This window comes from Bacillus sp. GbtcB14 (assembly GCF_019091205.1).
In the GTDB taxonomy this organism is placed as follows: domain Bacteria; phylum Bacillota; class Bacilli; order Bacillales; family Bacillaceae_G; genus Bacillus_A; species Bacillus_A cereus_AG.
On the sequence record NZ_JAGXJT010000006.1, the window covers coordinates 273,268 to 294,846 of the forward strand.

Genomic DNA, 21,579 nt, shown 5'->3' on the forward strand with positions numbered 1-21,579 from the left:
TAATATTTATTTCGTTTCCCCGTCTTCAGTCGTCTTTACCTTCGTTTTATTTTTATCACGATGGTTATAGTTGTACTTCGAACGATCTACCGGCGTAAATCCTTCCGGTGTATAGAATCGTAATAAGTCACCGTTTACGACTTGGTCAGAGTATTTCAGTGATTTTTGAACCATTTGTTCATTTTGCTTTATTTCGTCTGTTAATTCAACAGGGTTACCAGTCGCTGTATCATAGTATTTGCCGTTCAGTGCAGTAACTGTTGGACTTACGTAGTTACCGTTACGGAATGGAACAACTTGTTTATGCTCTGGTGATAATAAATCTGATCCGAACTGGACATAATTTTTCGTATCTGTACCTAGTAAGTGTAATAGTGTCGGAAGAACATCAATTTCTCCGCCGTATTGATGTTGCACGCCGCCCTTCATTCCTGGGACACGAATGATTAATGGTACACGTTGCAGTTGTGCATTTTCAAATGAGTTCATTTCTTTACCCATTACTTGAGACATTGCTGCACCATGATTATCGGAAATACCGTAATGGTCACCGTACATAACGATAATTGAGTTATCGTATAAACCAGATTGTTTCAAATAATCCATGAATCCTTTTACAGATTCATCTAAATAACGTGCTGTTTGGAAATACGTATCTACTGATGAATCACCTGTTTTAGCTGGTTCAATCGTCGCTTCCTCTTTATCAATCGGATAAGGGAAATGGTTCGATAACGTAATGAACTTCGTATAGAACGGTTGTTTCAATGTTTGTAATAACGGAATTGATTCGTTAAAGAACGGTTTATCTTTTAATCCATAGTTTACTACATCTTTTTCGTTCATATCGTAGTATGACGCATCAAAGAATTTATTAAAACCAAATGATTTATAAATATCATCACGGTTCCAGAATGTTTTATAGTTACCGTGGAACACTGCTGATGTGTATCCTTGTTGACCTAAAATAGCTGGTGCTGATTGATACGTGTTATGAGCTTTATTTGTAAAAACAGATCCTTGTGGTAATCCAAACATTGAGTTTTCTAGCATGAACTCTGCATCAGATGTTTTACCTTGTCCTGTTTGATGGAAGAAGTTATCAAAGTATAACGTATTCGCATCTTTTGTAAATGAGTTTAAGAACGGTGTAACTTCTTGCCCATTTAATTTATAATCAATTAAAAAGTTTTGGAATGACTCTAAATGAATATAAATTACGTTCATTCCTTTTCCTTTACCAAAGTACTCAGGGTTTGGACTTGCATATGTTGATGCTAGATAATTTCTAACCTCTGTCATATTATCTCCGTCAGCTAACGCCCGTTCTGTTGATGCTTTCGCACTTTGAATACCATCATAAATCGTATAGTTGTATGCCCCTAAATATTTCACAATATAATTACGGTCAAATGTTCTTGTTAATAATTCAGGACGATCAGATTCTGCAAGACCTAAGTTAATGCTGAATAATAAAATACCTGCTACAAATACTAGTGATAATTTATGTTTCGCAACACGTATCGGTTTAGGATTTACAAATTTTGTTGCAACTAAAACAATTAAAATGATTGTGTCTAAGAAGTATAATGGATCATATCCGTGTAGTAATGCAAAAATACTACCGCCTAAATCTCCAAAGTTATTCGTTTGTGTTAATGTCGGGAACGTAATAAAGTCGCTGAAAAAACGATAATATACTACGTTTGCGTATAAAAGTATAGACATTAACAAATTAATAACAATTAACCAAATGTAAGCACGTTTCCCCTTTGCGAATAATGCAAGCCCTAAAAATAGAACTGCTGAACTAAGCGGGTTGAAAAACAGCAAGAATTTTTGGATTGTGTTTGAAATTCCTAAATTAAATTCCGTTACATAAGCTGCATATGTTTTGAGCCAAAATAAAATAACAGCAAACAGAAAGAATCCAAAATGATTGCTTAGCACACTTTTACTTTTTAATAAGAATTGTTTCATTTCTCCACCTCTTTTGATCATCCAAGGCTTATTTTTTTATAAGTCTGTCTCTCTATTCAATTTTTTATCTTCAAATAGATTTTATCTATTTAACTATATGAAGAATACTAGTAATTATAATTTGAAGCTAGTATTTATTCAACTATTTCTTTCTAGACATTTTGACCTTGGTTTCTATTTAACGAAATAAATTTGTAACATTTCCTGTTTTCTCCCAAGATTCATCCACTAATTATGACATCACATACTATATACCTTTATTCACTGCTTCGCAAATAAATATGTCTCCAGTTTTGGAACATTAATGTAATATAATGAAATTCACAATAGATAGCATTTGTTTTTTTCGGTGTATATTAAATCCCTTCATGTATTTCAATTGTCTTCATACTTCAGCCATTCCTTTATATGCAACATGAAAATGTCTTCCCTCCTCTAAAGCTATTTTTGAATAATTATTCATAATTCATAAACACAATAATTATAAAAAAACCTCGCTCTCATAACGAGAGCGAGGTTTTTCATCATTTATTATTGACCTTTGTACATTGCATCTACTTGCTTTTGAAGTTCTTCATTTTCTAAGAACTCATCGTAAGTAGCCTCTTTATCGACTACACCGTTTGGCGTTACTTCGATAATGCGGTTTGCAATTGTTTGTACGAACTGATGGTCATGAGATGTGAATAACATCGTACCTTTGAATGCGATTAAACCGTTGTTTAATGCTGTGATAGACTCAAGGTCTAAATGGTTCGTTGGATCGTCAAGTGTGATTACGTTCGCACCACTTAACATCATTTTAGATAGCATACAACGAACTTTTTCGCCTCCAGATAATACAGAAACGTTCTTCTTAACTTCTTCACCTGAGAATAACATACGCCCTAAGAAACCACGTAAGAAGCTTTCTGACTCATCTTGTGGAGAGAATTGGCGTAACCAATCAACTAAGTTGGAGTCACTGTTCTCAAAGTATTTAGAGTTATCTCTTGGGAAGTAAGATTGAGAAGTTGTAACACCCCATTTGAATGAACCGCTATCTGGCTCCATTTCACCCATAAGAATTTTAAATAATGTTGTCATCGCAATATCGTTACGACCGATAAATGCAACTTTATCACCTTTATTTAAAGTGAAGTACACATTATCTAACACTTTTTCACCATCAATTGTTTTAGAAAGACCTTCAACAGTTAATAAGTCATTTCCGATTTCACGCTCAGGTGTAAAGCCAACGAATGGATAACGACGTGATGATGGTCTAATATCATCTAATGTAATTTTATCTAATAATTTTTTACGAGAAGTTGCTTGTTTCGCTTTAGATGCGTTTGAGCTAAAGCGCGCAATGAAGTTTTGTAACTCTTTTACTTTCTCTTCTTTTTTCTTATTAGCATCTTGCGTTAATTTTAAAGCTAATTGGCTTGACTCATACCAGAAGTCATAGTTACCAACATAAAGTTGAATTTTACCGAAATCAAGATCAGCCATGTGCGTACAAACTTTATTTAAGAAGTGACGGTCATGGGATACAACGATTACTGTATTTTCAAAGTTCATTAAGAAGTTTTCTAACCATTGAATCGCTTTTAAGTCCAAGTGGTTGGTAGGCTCATCTAGTAATAGAATGTCAGGTTTACCGAATAAAGCTTGAGCAAGTAATACTTTTACTTTCTCTGCCCCAGTTAATTCTGACAATTTCTTATCATGAACATCTTCACCAATACCTAAACCTTTAAGAAGGATTGCAGCTTCTGATTCTGCTTCCCAACCGTTAAGCTCAGCGAACTCACCTTCAAGTTCAGCAGCACGCATACCATCTTCATCACTAAAGTCTTCTTTCATGTAAATGGCGTTTTTCTCTTGCATTACTTTATAAAGTTGTGTGTGACCCATAATTACTGTTTCTAATACTGGGAACTCTTCATATTCGAAGTGGTTCTGTTTTAATACTGCTAGACGCTCACCTGGCGTAATATGTATGTCACCTGTTGATTGTTCGATTTCTCCAGATAAAATCTTTAGAAATGTTGATTTACCAGCACCGTTCGCTCCGATTAAACCGTAGCAATTACCTGGCGTGAATTTTATGTTAACATCTTCAAATAATTTGCGATCCGCGAAACGCAAACTAACGTTACTTACTGTAATCATTTGTGTCCTCCTACTAATACCGCTTATTTCAGCGTTTTCTCACCGATTGTCTTAAAAAATCGCATATTACGACTCAATTATTGTAGACTATAGCTATTATATAGTAGAAGATGGATGAATAGCAACGGTTGATTGCTATTCATCCCTTTTCTACCTTGAATAAAATGTATGTTTTTAACGAAACAATATTATATAGAAGCAAATTATACAATTTAAAGAGGCTTTATTTTGAAGAAAATATTTATCATTGGGGCATTATGTTTATCTCATATTTCCTTAACTGCATGTAGTAATAACAATGCAAAAACACCTACTGAATCAAAACAAGAGAAAAAAGAATCGAAAGTTACTTTCGATTCCATTATTACTGAGTTTAAAAACGCTGGCCTCCAAGCAGAAAATCCAACCGATTCACCGCAAAACGAATTCGGCAATCTTCGAAAAGAAGGAAAACGTATTGTCGTACCAGCTCTTGGTGAAGATAAGGGCGGTCGTTTATTACAAATTACAAAGAAAGAAGATCTAGAAAAAGTTAAGAAATATTACGATGAATTAGGAAACTCTGTTCCTATGTTATTCTCTCATACACACGCAAAAGGCACTTTTCTTTTACAAATGAATGGTGATATGAAAGATGAAGAATTTGCAAAATATAAAGATGTGATGGACAAATTTATTAAATAAGAAAAATCCCCTTTTAAAAGGGGATTCTTTTATTTTCTTTTACTTAATTTCTTTGCATAATTCTTCATTTTACTCGTTAACCCTATTAAAGCAGGTAACAATATTGGCATCACAATGATAGCTAGTAGTAACAGTGCAACGCCAACAACAGATGCTACTTGTATAAGCGTCAATACACCTGAAGGGATTAATGCAGCAAATGTACCGCCTAAAATAAGTGCCGCTGATAATACAACTCCTCCAATATGACGAGAAGCAGTTACAATTTTCGTCGCTGGGTCCCCTTCTAACTCATTGTATCTCATCATTACAAAAATACTATAATCCACTCCTAAAGCGACAATCATTATGAAACTAAAGAATGGAACATTCCAGCTTAATGAATCTACATGTAAAACATGCGTACTAATTTGTTCACTTATCCCTAATGATGCAAAGTACGCTAATATTAACGATCCAATAATAAAGATGGTGTTTAATAATGAACGTGTAATCACGATTAGTACAATTGCAATTCCAATTAACATAATCGTAGCTGTACGTAAGAAGTCTTGACCTGTTACTTCTTTTAAATCAACGTTTCTAGCGGTTGTACCTCCGATTGCTTTTTTCGCCGAATTTAATTCTGTACCATTTAACGTACCGTCTATCGTTTTATTAATTTCTTCAATGATTGGCATCGCCTCTTTTGAATACGGATTTACGTCTAAAACGATCGTCATTTTAGCAGTCTTTCTATCATGTGACATGTACGTATCCAATGCTTTTTGGAAATCTTCTCCCTCTAAAACTTCTTTTGGAATATAAAATTTCTCAGAGCTTTTTGATTCATTCAGTTCTCCTAAATATTTCTGAGCATCTCCTAGTCCGTTACTTACCTTTTCGAGCCCTTCTGTACTTTTAGATAATCCTGATTGTAATTGTCCCATCTGTTCTTGCAAGTCTTTCAGCCCAGTTAATAACTGGCCTTGCCCATCATTTATTTTTGTTAATCCGGTTTGTAACTCAGATGACTTGTTCGCAATTTGTTTTGAACCTGAAGCACCTTCATCTAATCCATTTTTAAGATCAGCTGCTCCTTTTTGTAATTTAGTAACTCCATTGTTCATTTCTTTTAAGCCATTATCCACTTTCAATAACGATTGATTTGCTTCTTTAAATGAGCCCATCGCCGCTTTATGCTGCGTTGCTAATTGATTTAATTCATTTGAAAGCACGCCTAATTGCTTTTGAGCCTCTTTAGCAATTCCTATCGTTTGCAGTATGTTCGGATCATTTGCTAATTCTGGTTTCGTTTGAATGAAATTAGTCATTAGCATTTCGATTTGTTCGTAGCCTTTTTTTGCACCATCAATCGCTTGAGAAATGCTTCCGAAGTATTGATCGTAAGCACTTAAACCTTTTTCTAACTGTGCATAGCCAGCATGAAGCTGTGACGTTGCATTAGATAAAATATTTATATTTTCATTTACTGAAGTTAATCCACTCTCAATTTGCTGCGCACCTTGTGCTCCGTCATTTATGCCACTTGATAGTTGATGTAAAGCTGTTCCTAATGCTGTTACACCGTTTTTCGCTTCGCTTGTTCCATCAATTAACTTTTGAACGTTTGCAAGACTATTTGAGTCCTTATTACCCATTTTATCTTTCGCAGTAGTTAATCCATCATTAATTTCCTTTATACCACCATTGGCATCTCCTAATCCTGTATTTAGTTCCCCCGCTTGTTTATTTATATATAGTTCTTTTATCCTTTCACCAGTTGGACGCGTCGGTGCATATACTTCTGAAACACCTTTCACTTTCGAAATTTTATCAGTTAACTCATCTAAAGTTTGTAGAGACGTTCCTTCATCTAATTTTTTGTTAGATTGAATGACTAACGTACTTGGTGAAGAAAAACCCGGCGGAAAATGATCTTCTATTACGTTAATCCCCATCTTTGATTCGTACTTATTGTCTACTTCAAATAAGTCATTGTAATTAAGTGTATTAGAATATTTTAATACGAAAGGAATCGATATCACGAATACAATAATTAATGCTACAAATGGTCTTGCTACTGAGTTTTTCGCAAAGAATCCCCATAAACGACTGTCTTCATGACCTTTAAATGTTTTAACTGGATAAAACATCCCTTTACCTAAAAGCACCATAAAAAATGGATTTAACGTAGTTAATACGAGTAATAATACTGCCACACCAATTGCTACCGCTGAAGTAGATTGATATAATTTAAAGCTCGCTAAAGCAAGAGATGCAAAACCAATTAATACTGCTATCCCGCTATATAAAACGGTTTTCCCTGCCGATTTAAATGTTTCTTTCGTAGCCAAAAATGCGTTTTCTTGTTTACTTAATTCTTCTTTAAATCTCGTAAATAATAAAATGTTATAGTCTGTTCCCACCCCAAATAGAACGACAACTACAAAGACTTGCGTAAAGTTTGAAAACGGGAAATTAAATTGGTCTACAAGATGGGCAATAACCCCCATTGAAACTAAGTACGATACACCAACTGTAAGAAGTGAAACAAACGGAACAACAGGTGAACGAAATACAATGATTAATACAACAAGAATGAAAATGATTGAAATGACTTCTGTCTTTTTCACTCCCTCTTGAGAGGATGTAAGAAAATCACCCGCTATTAAGTCACTTCCTGTTAAGTACGTTGTTACCTCTTTCGTTTGTACCTTTTTATGAAGATTATTTGCAACTTTTGATATTTCACCATGCTTTTTATCTATTGATATTTGCGTTAAAATAGTCGTATTATCTTTAGAAACTAATTGTTTCTCCAAGTCTTTATTATCTAAATGTGAAACAACTTCCTTTATTCCTAATTGCTCTTTTTCATTTTGCAGGGCATTGATTGTTTTTGTTATTTCCTCTTTTTGCTCAGTTGTTAAAGCTGCTTTACTACCACTATTAAAAACAGCTATAATGTCATACTTTTCAGTCCCGTCTTTATCCATCTCTTTTAACATTTTGTCAGCAATACTACTTTGTTCTGTATTAGGAATCGTAATGTGCCCTTTTTCTTTCACTAATTTATCCATATTAGGCATCGTTACCATCATTGTAATAGTAATAACGATCCATAGTAGAAAAGATAAACTTCTCCAATTTTTCAGCTTGTTCATTTGAATCCTCTCCCGTTATGAAAATTGCAAAGGAATGAATATTCATTCCCACTCTTTTTAAAATACTTTTACGGAATGAACGTTCATTCCTATCATTCTATTACATTAATTTTTAGCTCTATTATACTGCGGAATTCGGAATGAATATTCATTCCTTTAGTTTTATAGATTTATCATCTCCTGCTTTTCTTTTTCATACCCTTATCGGAATGAATGTTCATTCCTGTCCTTATAACGCTATAGAATCAAATGATTCTAATAGCATTCCAGCAACTTTCTTCCAATTCTTTTACCAATTCTTCTGTATATTCTAATTGCCCTGTTTCCATTACCTTAATTAATTTTTCAATCGGTTGATATACAATGATAATTAAAGCAATTGGTGGTAATGGACGAAGAAAACCTTTTTCGATTCCATCCTCAATTAAGTCCATAAAGAAACCCATAAAGTCCTCGAATATTTCATTACTATGTTCATCGAGAAAATAACTATCACAGTGAGAATTTGTAAAAAGAAAAGCATCTGCATTTTGTCTTGCAAATTCAAATAAACGGTTGTATGTATGGCTAAACTGTTCACGAATATTTGCATTGACTGGAAAATCAGTTTTTATTAATTCTGATAGTTGTAAAACACTTTTCGTAAATAAAGAATTGACAAGCGCTTCTTTATTTTCAAAATAGCGATAAATGGTACCAGCACCTACTTTTGCTTTTTCAGCAATCATCGGAATTGTTGTACCATCATAACCTCGTTCTGCAAAAAGTTGTATTGCAGCATCAAAAATGTCTTCTTGTTTATTTTTAGCCATTTTTTTCACCTCAATTTTCAGGAATGAAAATTCATTCCGTTTTTAATTATAAATTAGATGGCTTAAAAGTCAAGTGTGTGACAAGCATCGTTGCGGTTTTTTATCCCTTACTTGTGAATGAAATTATATCAGCGATTTTCTTAATCTATCAGCGCAACTACAATTATATCGGAGATTTTCTTGATATATCGACTTACCGTCAAAAACTGACAGTATTAGAAGAAGCTATCCCGAAACTTCATTGGGATAGCCCAACTTCATATATGCAAATTAAAAGAAATCATAAATAAACGGCTTGTGCACTGGTACTATATTCTCGAATGCTCGTATTTCCTCTTCGCTTCCGCTAATTAATTCAAGTTCATTTAGTTCTATAGGACGTTTGTATCCAAACAATATTGTAGATAGTGCATTTATATCTAGTTTGATCCCCTTATCCATTGGTTGTTCTATAATTGTTATTTCATTATTCGCAAGCCTCACTGTTACGTTATTCCACGGAGCAAATAAATCTGTAATATGTAAGATCACTTCTTGCTGTGCATTGTTCCAGTTCAACTCATATTGTTTTAAAAACTGCTCCACATCTACAATTCTTCCCATAAAATATGGCTTTATTTCTGCCTTTACTCGCGGCTCTTGCAGTGTATATAACAACGGTTCGTTTTCACTTACTGTCATTTCAAGTTCTTTAATCATAGAATCATGCTGACAAATAAAGTTCCACAGACCATTTCGCGCTTCATTATGCAGTGGAACAAATTCTTCTACTGTCATTTTGTAGTTTTCTATTTTATACAACATATAACCAGTTGCCTTTTTATTTTCATCGTAATAAATCGCTAATGTTAAATCATCATAAACAGCTTGTAGCCACCATTTTTCATCGCGAACTAGCATACCGGAAAAACGTTCTGCAAATGTTTCATAAATCTTTTCCACCTCTTCTGGATGATTTTCTTTATTGAAACGTTTCACAGTACCATTTACTTGGTTTTTCATAACTAAATCACTCTTTGTCATATGACATACAAAGAGATTCGCACAAAGTTCCCAGCCGTATTTACGGTAAAATGAAACAGCAAATGGATGTAGCATTGATACTGTATATCCGTCATTTTTCATCGTTTGAAGTGAGTGTTGAAGCAATTCTTTCACATATCCACTTCTTCTATACTCTGGATACGTCGCTACCCCTGCAACGCCTCCCATTTTAAATTTCTCTTTGCCTATGTATATATGAAACGGAATAAGATGCAGTTTTGCTGCTAAATCTTCCCCTTCCATAATACCGTATATTTCATGACTTTCTTTCATCTTTGTAAGTTGTTGCTGCAATCGTTCCTCATCAACTTTATATTGAAAAGCGTATTCCGATAAGCACAATGCTTCTCTAAATCTATCTTCTTTTAATCGCATAACGTTCATATATTTCTCCTCCATTCCTTGTTTGAATTGTACCATAATTCTCAATATTTAAGTGTGGTGAATGAAATTATATGGACTTAACGACACGAATCCAATATAAAAAGCAGATACATCCCGTATCTGCTTTTTATTACTTTATTTTGCTAACTTTTGAAGTTCTTCGAAGAATGTAGGATATGATACGCCTACTGCTTCTGCGTCTTCAATTGTTGTTTTTCCTTCCGCTAGACAGCCGGCAATCGCAAGCATCATTCCGATACGGTGATCACCATAACTATTAACTGTATTCCCTTTTAGAGCTGATTTCCCGTAAATAATCATCCCGTCGTCAGTTGCTTCTATGCGAGCTCCTAGTTTCGTTAATTCTGCAACGACTGTATCAATACGGTTTGTTTCTTTAACTTTTAATTCGTGTGCATCTTTAATTACTGTAATTCCTTCTGCTTGTGTTGCCGCTAAAGCAATAACAGGAATTTCATCGATTAATCTTGGAATAATATCTCCGCCAATTTCGATTCCCTTTAATGAAGATGTTTCAATTGTAATATTTGCAGCTGGTTCTGATGCACCTTCGTTAATTGCTTCTACAGTAAATGTGGCACCCATTTTCTCTAATACATCAATGATGCCTGTACGAGTTGGATTCATCCCTATATTTTCTAATACTAATTTACTATTTGGTATGATCGCACCTGCCACTAAGAAAAATGCAGCCGATGATACGTCACCTGGTACTTGAACATCTGTCGCTGTTAACTTCTGGCCACCTGCTAGTTTCACTGTTTTTCCTTCGCGAGTTACTTTAACGCCAAATGCTTCAAGCATTCTTTCCGTATGGTCACGGGAAATATGTGGTTCTGTAACAGCTGTTACACCTTCTGCACGAAGTCCAGCAAGTAAAATAGCTGACTTAACTTGTGCGCTTGCGACAGGAGAAATATATTCAATTGCTTTTAAATCTCCGCCACGTATTATTAATGGAGTAAATGTTCCTTCTTCGCGGCCATCAATGTTTGCACCCATTTGTTTTAATGGATTTGTAACACGTTTCATCGGTCTTTTTGCGATAGACTCATCACCTTGTATGCAAGAGAAAAATGGTGTGTTAGCTAATATACCTGACATTAAACGTATTGTTGTACCAGAATTACCAACATCTAATACAGCTTTCGGTTCTTGTAAGCCTTCTAATCCTTTACCAACTACAGTGACTTCATCACCGTTTTGCACGATGTCTACTCCCATTTCTTTAAAGCAAGAAATCGTACTTAAACAGTCTGCACCAGGTAAGAAACCTTTAATTGTTGTTTTTCCTTCTGCAATCGCCCCGAACATGACAGCGCGGTGTGAAATGGATTTATCTCCTGGAATTGTAATGTTGCCATTTAATCCGTTATTAACAGGTTGTATCGTTCTTTCCTTCACGTTTTCACCTTCTCATTTAAATTGTTTCATAAGTTTGGTATTTTTCTTCTCCAAGCGCTAGCTTTGCTTTCATACGATCTTCTTCTCTTTGGAAGCTAATACGTAATACCCCAAGCAATCCTTCACGCGCTTCTAATATTTGCAAGTTCGTAATACTAATTTCTTCGCGTGCCAAAATACTCGTAATATGAGCCAATGCCCCTACTTTATCTAAAACATCGACGTATAAGTCGTGATAGGCAGGAATTGCCCCTCTCTTTCGTACTGGTAAAGAGTCACGGTATTCTTTCGCGTCTGCAAAATAGTTTTGAATCTCGCCTGCATCTCCGGTAGAAACTGTATCATATAAATCTTCCATTTCAGAGATCCACTCTTTTAATAATACCATTAAATGCTCGCGATTTTGCTTAACAATATCACTCCACATTTTTGGGCTACTAGATGCGATACGTGTAATGTCTTTAAACCCTCCGGCAGCTAGTTGATGAATAAGTGGATTATCTCCTGCATGTTTCTCCACTTGTTTTACTAATCCTGCTGCGATAAGATGCGGAAAATGACTAACAATCCCTGTTACATAATCATGTTCTTCCGTATTTAAAACGAGAAAATGAGATCCTGTTCCTTGTAACCAACGCTTTAGTTCTTCCACATGTTCATTTGGCACATGATTCATCGGCGTTAAAATGTAAAATGCATTTTCAAATAAATGCGCTTTTGCACTTTCAACTCCAGTCTTATGAGAACCTGCCATCGGATGTCCACCAATGAAAGATACTTCCTTTGAAAATAAAGCTTCCGCTTCATTCATAATCGTTCCTTTTGTACTACCAACATCGGTTACAATAACATCTTCTCTTAAACGAAATGACGCTAATTTGTGTAATAACTTCTTCGTTTCTTCAACTGGAGAAGCAAAAACAATTAAATGTGCCTCTTCGCATACACGCTGTAAATCTACCGCTACTTCATCTACTACGTGTAATTCTTTTGCACGCTCTACTTGTTCTTGAAAAATATCATAACCTGTTATCGTTACATCGTGCTCTTTCTTAATTGCTAATGCAAGAGAGCCTCCGATTAAACCAGTTCCAATTAAAACTACCTTTTTACACATTTGCCTCATCTCGAGACTTTCTTTCTTTATTTTCAAAGTGTTGTTTTAACACTGAAATCACTCCTTCATTTTGCTCCCTTGTTCCGACTGTAATACGGACACCATTTGGGAACGGACGAATAATAAACCCTGCGTGTGCACAAGCCTCATAAATCTCTCCACCATCATTTACCGGTAAGAAGATGAAATTTGTTTGCGATGGATAAAATGGAATTTCATTTTCCTTACAAAAGCTCTCGTATTGTTGTAATCCCCCTGTATTCACACGAACTATTTCCTCAATAAACTCGTCATCACCAAAAGCAATCGTTGCTGCTTTTTGTGCTAATGAAGATACGTTAAATGGCAAACGTACGACATTTAATTTCTCAATTAACTCTTCCTGGCCAATCGCATATCCAACGCGGAAAGAAGCTAATCCATACGCTTTAGAAAATGTTCTAAGTACAAGAATGTTTTTATGTTTTTCTAAAAGCGGTAATGTCTCTGGGAAATCTTTTGCTGTTACGTATTCATAGTACGCTTCATCAATGACAATTAACGTATTTTCACTAATACCTTCAATAAATTTCGTCAATTTTTGATCATTCACATATGTGCCTGTCGGGTTATTCGGATTACAAATCCATACGATTTTCGTATTATTATTTACCGCTGAAGAAATTTCGTCTAAATCGTATACGCCGTTATTTAAAGGAATTTCTTTCACTTCACAACCTTCAATAATTGCATGATGACGGTACTGAGGGAATGTTGCACCTGCCGTTACGATGTTATCTCCTGCCTTCAGTACTGCACGACTTATCATTTGAATAACTTCATCTAAACCACTACCGCAAAGTACTTGTTCCATTTGTACATGTAACTTATCTGCAATTGTTTGACAGAGCGTTGTAGCACCTCCGTCAGGATATAAAGCATGTTCCAACCACGATTTTTGCAACTCATCTAAAACACGTGGTGAACAGCCGAATGGATTTTCATTCGATGCTAATTTCACAAATGAATGATCTCCATACACTTCTTTCATTTGTTCAGGTGATTTACCTGGTTTATATGGTTGTAATGATGAGAGTTGATCTTTTACTTGCATGTTAAAACCACCTTTTTATTAAAATTCTTTTGCATATTTATTATGTTGCGTAATGTTTTGCTGAATTAACTCCATACGATCTTTTCCGAATTGTTCGACTAGTGCATGTGCAAGTTCCCATGCTACAACAGATTCAGCTACTACTCCCGCTGCTGGTACTGCACAACTATCAGATCTTTCAATACTCGCTTGGAAAGCTTCTTTCGTATCAATATCAACACTTGCTAACGGTTTGTATAATGTAGGTATTGGTTTCATAACGCCTCTAACGACAATTGGCATACCTGTTGTCATACCGCCTTCTAAACCGCCAGCATTATTCGTTTTTCTCGTGTATCCATTTTCTTCATCCCATAAAATTTCATCGTGCACTTTACTTCCTGGCTGCCTTGCCGCTTCAAAACCAACGCCAATTTCAGCACCTTTAAATGCATTAATACTCATAATTGCACCAGCAAGTTTTGCATCTAATTTACGATCGTAATGAACGTAACTACCAACACCTATTGGCATACCCTCTGCAATGACTTCAACAATACCGCCGATTGAATCCCCACTACTTTTAGCGTTATCTATCGCATCCATCATCTCTTGTTCTACTTCTTTATCTAAACATCGAACTGGTGAATTTTCAGTAATCGTTTGAATTTCTTCTATCGGTAAGTTAGCAATATGCTTCGCTTGCACACCACCAATTTCAAGAACATGCCCTGCAATTTCTACGCCTAATTCTTTCAAAATTTGTTTCGCAACTGCACCAGCAGCTACACGAACTGTCGTTTCTCTTGCAGATGAGCGCTCTAGTACGTTTCTTATATCACGATGTCCATATTTAATTGCGCCGTTTAAATCCGCATGTCCTGGACGTGGTTTTGTAATTGTACGTTTCATATCTTTACTTTCTTTTTCCGAAATTGGCTCTGCACCCATTACTTTCGTCCAATGTTTGAAATCATCATTTTTTACAATTAACGTGATCGGTGAGCCAAGTGTCATCCCATGACGAACACCACTTACAATTTCAACTGTATCAGTTTCAATTTGCATGCGTCTTCCGCGTCCGTGCCCTTTTTGTCTTCTTAATAATTCTTTATTAATATGTTCCGCTGTTAATGTTAAACCTGCTGGTACACCTTCTAAAATAACTGTTAACTGCGGCCCATGTGATTCTCCAGCTGTGATGTATCTCATTTCTCTTGCCCCTTTACTATTTTTTTGTACAAAAAAGTCCCTACTGAGCGCTCAGTAGGGACGATGTTTATCGCGGTACCACCCTAGTTGTAGACTTCTTTCGTCTACCTCTCTTCTTCTTTAACGATCGTTTGACCGTCTTTCTCTCCAAAAGTTGGCGGGAAAGATGCTCCAAGGCTGTAATTCATGCTTACCTTTGTACTGATTCACACCGACCATCAGCTCTCTTTAACAGTGAGATAAGCACTACTGTTTCCTCTTCAGCGCATATATAATATGGAATTAAGATAATTTATTTTTGAATCCTTTTAGCTCATCCATGAATCTATGGAATTCTGGAATATCCATTTGTTGTGCAGAATCTGATAATGCAACTGCTGGGTCTGGGTGTACTTCAGCCATTACTGCATCTGCGCCAATTGCAAGTGCTGCTTTCGCTGTTGGTAATAATAAATCTCTACGCCCAGTTGAATGTGTTACGTCAACGATAACTGGTAAATGTGTTTCTTTCTTTAAAATCGGTACTGCTGAAATGTCTAATGTGTTACGTGTTGCTCTTTCGTATGTGCGGATACCGCGCTCACATAGAATAATTTGGTCGTTACCTTGTGCAATGATGTATTCCGCTGCGTTAATGAACTCATCAATTGTTGCTGCTAAACCACGTTTTAGTAATACTGGCTTGTTAACTTTACCTACAGCTCGTAATAAATCGAAGTTTTGCATGTTACGTGCACCAACTTGAATTACATCAACGTATTCTAATGCCATTTCAACATCGTTCGGATTTAAAATTTCACTAATGATTGCTAAGTCGAACTCATCTGCAACTTGGCGTAAAATTTGTAATCCTTCTACTCCTAAACCTTGGAAATCATATGGAGATGTTCTCGGTTTGAAAGCACCACCGCGCATTAATTTTAGGCCTTGGTCTTTCATCGCTTGCCCTACTTGACGAACTTGCTCTAAGCTTTCTACCGCACAAGGTCCCATGATGAACGTTTGTGTTCCGTTTCCAATCAATTCACCTTTTACATCAACGATTGTGTTTTCTTGTTTCTTTTTACGTGATACTAGTAATGCTTTACGGTTATCATCTTCTTGTAATTCTAAGCTAGCTTTGAAGATTGTTTTGAAAATGTGTTGAACTGTTGACGTTTCGAATGGTCCTTCGTTATGCTCTGCGATCATATCAAGCACTTCACGCTCACGTACTGGATCAAAACGTTTCGTACCTTGTACTTGCTTCTGTTCCCCGATTTTTTGAACGATTTCACCACGTTTGTTTAAAAGGTGTAATAGTTGTAAGTTAATTTCATCTACCTGTTTACGTAATTGATCTAATTCATGATTTGCCATTTGGAAATCCTCCTCGAATGTTTTAAAAGTATAGTAAGAGAATGAAAAATTCTCTATTTTCTGAACTGATAAATTATACAAATTTTAAGTGGAATCGATACCTCTTCTTATTTTAAACGAATACTTACCATAAGGACACTATCTACTAGATAAAAACCCACTTTTTTGTACAAAAAATCCCTACTGATCCAATCAGTAGGGACGATATTTATCGCGGTACCACCCTAGTTGTAGACTTCTTTCGTCTACCTCTCTTCATTGTTAACGATCATCTGACCGTCTTTCCCTTCATAAAGACAATACTTATCTTTATTACGAAAAAGATGCTCTAGGACTGTAATTCGCTCTTGTTTTTGTACTGGTTCGCACCAACCACCAGCTCTCTGTTACAGGGAAACAACAACTACTGCTTTTCCTTTCAACGCATATATATTTAATTTTCAAGTTAGACCACTAAAATACAAAAAGTCCCTACTGAATAAATCAGTAGGGACGATATTTATCGCGGTACCACCCTAGTTGTAGACTAACTTTCCGTCTACCTCTCTTCACTGTTAACGATCAATTGACCGCTTTTCCTTCATAAAGACAATACTATCTTTACTACGAAAAAGATGCTCCAAGACTGTAATTCATGATTATCCCTGTACTGGTTCACACCAACCACCAGCTCTCTGTTACAGTAAGACTAACCACTACTGTGATCTCTTCATTGCACTTTGTTTATTCAAATGTTTTTGAAATTGAATAAGTATGATTCGTATTATAGAACGCTTTTCAAAACACTGTCAACAACTTTTTATATATTTTTTAAAATTCCACTTTAGTCCTACATTTCTTCTTGTAAATTCTCCATAACCATTCCGATGCGAATTATCTCATTATCTATTGCATTTAATACATGTTTTTCTACTCCATATCGGATTAATACTTCTTTTATTTGCATGATTTCAATTTCGAGTATATCGGCTTCCTGAAGCGTTTGCAGTAAAGTGAAAAATATATTTGCATACAATTCTTTATACATTTTTATACTCTCCGTCTTTTCAAGTATTTCATTAAATAACTGTTTTAACTCCGTTTGATTCCCTTTTCCGCCTACATCCGAAAATGTTTTACATATGATAGATAATCCTCTTTCTAATATTTCATCCATAAATAAAATAATACGCAAAAGCATTACATATTCTCTAGTTGTGATTTCACCCATTTTCGGTCGTTCTCGCAAAAATATACTAAGCCAAGCTACCCAAAATTTTTGTTGTTCTTTTGCACTCAACGTTTTGATGTAATAGCATAAAAACTGCATAAATTTAATTTTATTTTCTTCATTTTCTTGTATAAGCAACGGGTATAACCAATCTGTTTTTTGCTCCCAATACAATACACACTTAATAAATACAAAACTAAGCCATTTCAAGAAAGCTTCCCTTGTATGCGGATGTAATACTTCCAAATGTTCTACCGCATACTTAATAAATCGCTTCATTTCTGAAAATAAAGGTAAATTTATTTGCGTGTAACATAAACCTGCCCATGCATATTTCGTAATCTCATTTTCCTTCTTTAACTCTAAATACGGTAACAAATATTTTCGGCACCATTGCTTCTCAATATGATAAAGAAATGTAATATCTGCTACTAAACGGGCCATCATAAAATTTGTCCGCTTTGAACTAACTCTTACTTGTTCTTCAAATAAAAATAAATATTCATACACATTGCGATCGTATAAATGATCATATGATAGCAATTTTAATAATACAGCTGTCATTTTCCCAACAGGATGCTGAATCGATTCGTTGTAAAAATCTTGTTTTCCAAGCTTAAAATCTGTATCACTTTTCATTACTTGAGGGAATACCGAAAAAGCAAAACGTTTCACATTGCGTATACTATTTTCCTCCAACTCTTCTAATCGATTACTAATTTCATATAGAAAGCTACTAATTAACCAATGAAAAGCAGTATTTCTAACAAATTTCTGTAATAGCGGAATTACTTTTTGGATTTGTTCATTTGTCAATCCTCGGTTATTTCGCCACTCTCTAATACAAACAAACCATACTTCATTACTTATTTCGTGCATACCAACTAATTGATAAGCAAATGAAATACTCCACTCTGTATTTAACTTACATGCTTTCGATAACATCTCTAAAAAATGGCGTTGTTCAAAAACACCGTCTTGAGAAAATTGACGAACTTGCTTCATAATTTCATCATCTTTCAGCTGTAATAATCCATCGGCCGTTACATTACAAGTAATACTTTGTTCTATGATCTCTTTCTTTTGTACACTGTATCGATCAGAATGAAAATGAGGATGTTTTTGCTTCATTACCTCATAACCTTTTGCCGTCGATGGACTACTCGAGTCACAAATGAATAATAAATCTAATACTAAACAAATATCAAATGCCCTCTCCTCCGCAAGGTCCTTCAGTACAATTTGAATGACTTCTTCTTTTGTTTTTTCTAAAGAGAGTGCGAAATGATTTTTTATAAGTTGAAAAACTTCGTGTTTATACGTGACATCTAAAAGAAGTTCTTCCTGTAACAACCATTTCATTTTGTCATCGGCGCTAACAAATATATTTTTATTCATCGCATCAATTGCAATTCGATTTTGAAGTATGCTGTTTGCTTCTATCATTTCTGTAATATAATAATTAGCTTTTTTCTCATTGTTTTCACATAAATAGGCTAAACACTCTTTTACAATTTGAATTAAAAACGCAAGGTCATTTTGCTGAAACTCTTTTTCCGCATTTTCCTTATCCCTTTTTTTCAGGGCTGTTTGTCTTAGTGATAACATTCGCATCTTCTCTATTCCCATCATCATAATTGGAACGGCGTAATAGGAAATATGCGGCTTCATTTTCTCATTCCAAATTTGCTCCACATAAGAAAATGTAGATACTGGCAAACGACTCGATTCCTCAAGTTCTATTGATTCTTGCGTATCATTTCCCCATTTTCTTTCCCGCTTCAATTTAAGTTTTCCATCCAAAATAAACGTTAATAATAATAAAGCAATCTCTTTATGCTCAGGAAAAGAACATTTTTGGAGTAAGTAAGAAATTTTTTCAATTGATTTACTATCTTTTTCAGCTGTTTCTAGTAAAAGAAGTGTCCATCTTGCAAACAACAACGGGTCCATTTTAATTTTCGTTTCGTTTAGGTAGCTGCAAATTGTTCTCCATAATAACGGAGATATTTTAGAATGATTTTTAAAAATCAATTGAAATAATTCTTTTTGATGACTAAAAAGAAATTGTTCCACTAGCCATTCTGCAAGTAATTCATCTACCTCATTATCGTTTGATGTAACTAAAAATAAATTTTGTAATTTCCCTTCTGCTTCAAGCCATTCCACCCATTCATAATCATGAGCAAATTCAACAAAGTAGCGGACTGTTTCAATTTTTTTTATGGATTGTTTTATGTATGATAATTGCTCCTGCTCTACTGACGGCGGAACTGTTACTATGTCACGAATTCGCATTCGTTTTGTTATATAATTATCACCCATTAATTCCGCCCATCGCTTCACTGCTTTAACGAGCGATTGATGATTATTGCCTTTATTCGGATATACAATCGGCCGTATTCCTAAATGCTCCCAGTGGTATGTATTTTCCCCTTGTGCAACAAAGGCATAACGCCTTGTACTTGGTGGTAAACCAGTCGCTAAATATTTCATTACTGGGTCATTATGGCTATATCCAACGAATAAAACGGTGTAATTCGAGAATAAATCAACTAAAAATCTTCTTGCCCATCCTTCCGTCAAGTAAGCCCTTCCAAAATCACCATCTGTTAAAATTAAAGCTTCTTTCTCTTGTTCTATATTGCCATGTATGTAAGCGAGTCCTTTAAAGGCTCTACCTGTTGGTAAAGCAGGTGCGTAATATACGTTTAATTCTCTATTCATTTCTTTCATCGCAGTTGTAAAATGCCGATCAAAATTTGTCGTTACAATGCGGACCTCCGTATCTAAAGGAAACAACCTCGGAATCGCATAATGAAGTGGATTTGGCTTTGATTTTTCAATATGAACTAAATCTCTTGCAACTTGATGTACATCTTTTGTTTTTGCAATTTTACCAAGATAATAATCATGAGGTTCTGTTATTTCACGCGTTTCTACATATAACGTTTTTGCAATCTCATCAACTAGATCATCAAAATTCGGTAAGTTTGATTTCCCTTTCATAGAAACCCCTGCTCCAACAAATAGTACTAACTTTCCTTGTTCAAGATGATCAATTAACTCATCTGGAATTTCTACTTCTGAAGTAATCCACACCCCGGATTCCCCCTTACCTAAAAATGTCATATACTCTCATTTTACTATAACATTTTTTCTTTGTTTTTTTAATATTTAGACAAAATTCGAACGTGAAAAAGTTTTATGTAAATATATTTGTTACAATGTATGAACTCCTAAATTTATTGTAAAACTATGTATAAATCGGAGGTGTAAATATTGAATGGTTTTACTGTAGTTCTTATCAAATTTATATCATGCATTATCGCATTTAGTATTGGACTCGCTTTATTTTTCCCTGCAACGTTCGTTCAAATTATTTCATTTAGTCTCTTTGTTACAATCGTATCCTATATGTTCGTCGATAAAATCATATTAAACCGAATAGGCAATACCGGTGCCATTATGTCGGATTTCTTACTAACGTATTTAAGCGTATGGATTTTCGGTAATATTTTATTAGACAATTACATGCAAATTGCATGGGGTAGTTTCCTTTCCGCTATTGTCTTTACATTATCTGAAGTAATCGTTCATCGCTTTTCTAACTCACATACAAGGCACAGCAATGATAACATTCATATTAATCGCCGCTTTGCATATGGTACGGAGTTTGCTGAAGAGCAGAATATATTGGATAAAGATAAGAAGAAATAACATTTTGATGCAGGGGCGCCCTTTTTAATTATGTGGTGCTCCTTTTTCTATACTCTAAATTCGGTACATGAAATTATCAAAGCGCTTATTTATATACTGAGGCAACATGTATTACTTTTGATTTAAATTATAATCACATTCTTCAGCAATTGGATCCTAACTTCGTTTGCCATTTCCATAATAATGTACGGTTTTCCCTTTTCCCATCTATATACTTTGGAAATGAGATTATATTTTTCTCCATGAAAATATCCCCT

The 21,579-nt window shown here is 35.0% G+C and carries 14 protein-coding genes and 3 other annotated features; of the genes, 3 read left to right on the forward strand and 11 right to left on the reverse strand.

Translation table 11 applies throughout. From position 1 onward, the window contains the following. Positions 1 to 6: 6 nt before the first annotated feature. Together ltaS and KVT31_RS19800 are read right to left on the reverse strand one after the other, a co-directional pair. Positions 7 to 1,980 carry a lipoteichoic acid synthase gene (gene ltaS / locus KVT31_RS19795; protein ID WP_088096748.1) on the reverse strand — a complete coding sequence of 658 codons (1,974 nt, stop codon included), beginning with the start codon at positions 1,978 to 1,980 and terminating at the stop codon, positions 7 to 9. 531 nt (positions 1,981 to 2,511) lie between these two features. Then, positions 2,512 to 4,137 (reverse strand): ABC-F family ATP-binding cassette domain-containing protein, encoded by a 1,626-nt coding sequence (locus KVT31_RS19800; RefSeq protein WP_088096749.1) that lies wholly within the window; start codon positions 4,135 to 4,137, stop codon positions 2,512 to 2,514. Positions 4,138 to 4,374: 237 nt separating this feature from the next. On the opposite strand from KVT31_RS19800, the gene KVT31_RS19805 reads away from it, so the two are divergent. Next, the gene (locus KVT31_RS19805) at positions 4,375 to 4,821 is read left to right on the forward strand and encodes a stress protein (RefSeq protein WP_371879158.1); all 447 of its coding nucleotides are present in this window, start codon (positions 4,375 to 4,377) and stop codon (positions 4,819 to 4,821) included. Positions 4,822 to 4,850: 29 nt separating this feature from the next. Here KVT31_RS19805 and KVT31_RS19810 read toward each other — a convergent pair whose 3' ends face one another. Both KVT31_RS19810 and KVT31_RS19815 read right to left on the reverse strand, forming a co-directional pair. Beyond that, on the reverse strand, positions 4,851 to 7,967 hold the full coding sequence (locus tag KVT31_RS19810) for an MMPL family transporter (protein ID WP_088096751.1): 3,117 nt from the start codon (positions 7,965 to 7,967) through the stop codon (positions 4,851 to 4,853). 245 nt (positions 7,968 to 8,212) lie between these two features. Next, positions 8,213 to 8,779, reverse strand: a complete 567-nt coding sequence (locus KVT31_RS19815; protein WP_001107293.1) for a TetR family transcriptional regulator — start codon at positions 8,777 to 8,779, stop codon at positions 8,213 to 8,215. Between the two features lie 77 nt (positions 8,780 to 8,856). Between KVT31_RS19815 and KVT31_RS19820 the strand changes: the two genes are divergently transcribed. Next, complete coding sequence (locus tag KVT31_RS19820; protein ID WP_088096752.1) at positions 8,857 to 9,069, forward strand: hypothetical protein; 213 nt, start codon at positions 8,857 to 8,859, stop codon at positions 9,067 to 9,069. Here the strand turns inward: KVT31_RS19820 and KVT31_RS19825 are convergent. From KVT31_RS19825 to KVT31_RS19855, 7 genes are all read right to left on the reverse strand, one after another. Continuing rightward, entirely contained in the window at positions 9,050 to 10,207 is a 1,158-nt protein-coding gene (locus KVT31_RS19825) for a GNAT family N-acetyltransferase (RefSeq protein ID WP_140392477.1), read from the reverse strand. The two genes, KVT31_RS19820 and KVT31_RS19825, sit on opposite strands and share 20 nt — an antisense overlap. A 135-nt stretch (positions 10,208 to 10,342) precedes the next feature. Next, entirely contained in the window at positions 10,343 to 11,632 is a 1,290-nt protein-coding gene (gene aroA / locus KVT31_RS19830) for a 3-phosphoshikimate 1-carboxyvinyltransferase (RefSeq protein WP_088096753.1), read from the reverse strand. A gap of 16 nt (positions 11,633 to 11,648) precedes the next feature. After that, positions 11,649 to 12,749, reverse strand: a complete 1,101-nt coding sequence (gene tyrA / locus KVT31_RS19835) for a prephenate dehydrogenase (protein ID WP_088096754.1) — start codon at positions 12,747 to 12,749, stop codon at positions 11,649 to 11,651. After that, positions 12,742 to 13,842, reverse strand: a complete 1,101-nt coding sequence (gene hisC, locus KVT31_RS19840; RefSeq protein WP_088096755.1) for a histidinol-phosphate transaminase — start codon at positions 13,840 to 13,842, stop codon at positions 12,742 to 12,744. Before hisC ends, tyrA begins: the two co-directional genes overlap by 8 nt. Before the next feature lie 18 nt (positions 13,843 to 13,860). Beyond that, a complete protein-coding gene (gene aroC, locus KVT31_RS19845) occupies positions 13,861 to 15,033 on the reverse strand; it encodes a chorismate synthase (RefSeq protein ID WP_088096756.1) in 1,173 nt (390 codons plus the stop codon). 53 nt (positions 15,034 to 15,086) lie between these two features. Beyond that, positions 15,087 to 15,306 (reverse strand) — a binding site (T-box leader). Positions 15,307 to 15,315: 9 nt separating this feature from the next. Further along, positions 15,316 to 16,392 carry a bifunctional 3-deoxy-7-phosphoheptulonate synthase/chorismate mutase gene (locus KVT31_RS19850; RefSeq protein WP_088096758.1) on the reverse strand — a complete coding sequence of 359 codons (1,077 nt, stop codon included), beginning with the start codon at positions 16,390 to 16,392 and terminating at the stop codon, positions 15,316 to 15,318. Positions 16,393 to 16,586: 194 nt separating this feature from the next. Continuing rightward, positions 16,587 to 16,823 (reverse strand) — a binding site (T-box leader). A 54-nt stretch (positions 16,824 to 16,877) separates the two neighbouring features. Beyond that, positions 16,878 to 17,114, reverse strand: a binding site (T-box leader). A 107-nt stretch (positions 17,115 to 17,221) separates the two neighbouring features. Beyond that, positions 17,222 to 20,734, reverse strand: a complete 3,513-nt coding sequence (locus KVT31_RS19855; protein WP_088096759.1) for a DUF4020 domain-containing protein — start codon at positions 20,732 to 20,734, stop codon at positions 17,222 to 17,224. A gap of 150 nt (positions 20,735 to 20,884) precedes the next feature. Here KVT31_RS19855 and KVT31_RS19860 point away from each other — a divergent pair, with 150 nt between their 5' ends. After that, positions 20,885 to 21,322 carry a YndM family protein gene (locus tag KVT31_RS19860; protein ID WP_088096760.1) on the forward strand — a complete coding sequence of 146 codons (438 nt, stop codon included), beginning with the start codon at positions 20,885 to 20,887 and terminating at the stop codon, positions 21,320 to 21,322. The last annotated feature ends 257 nt before the right edge of the window (positions 21,323 to 21,579 follow it).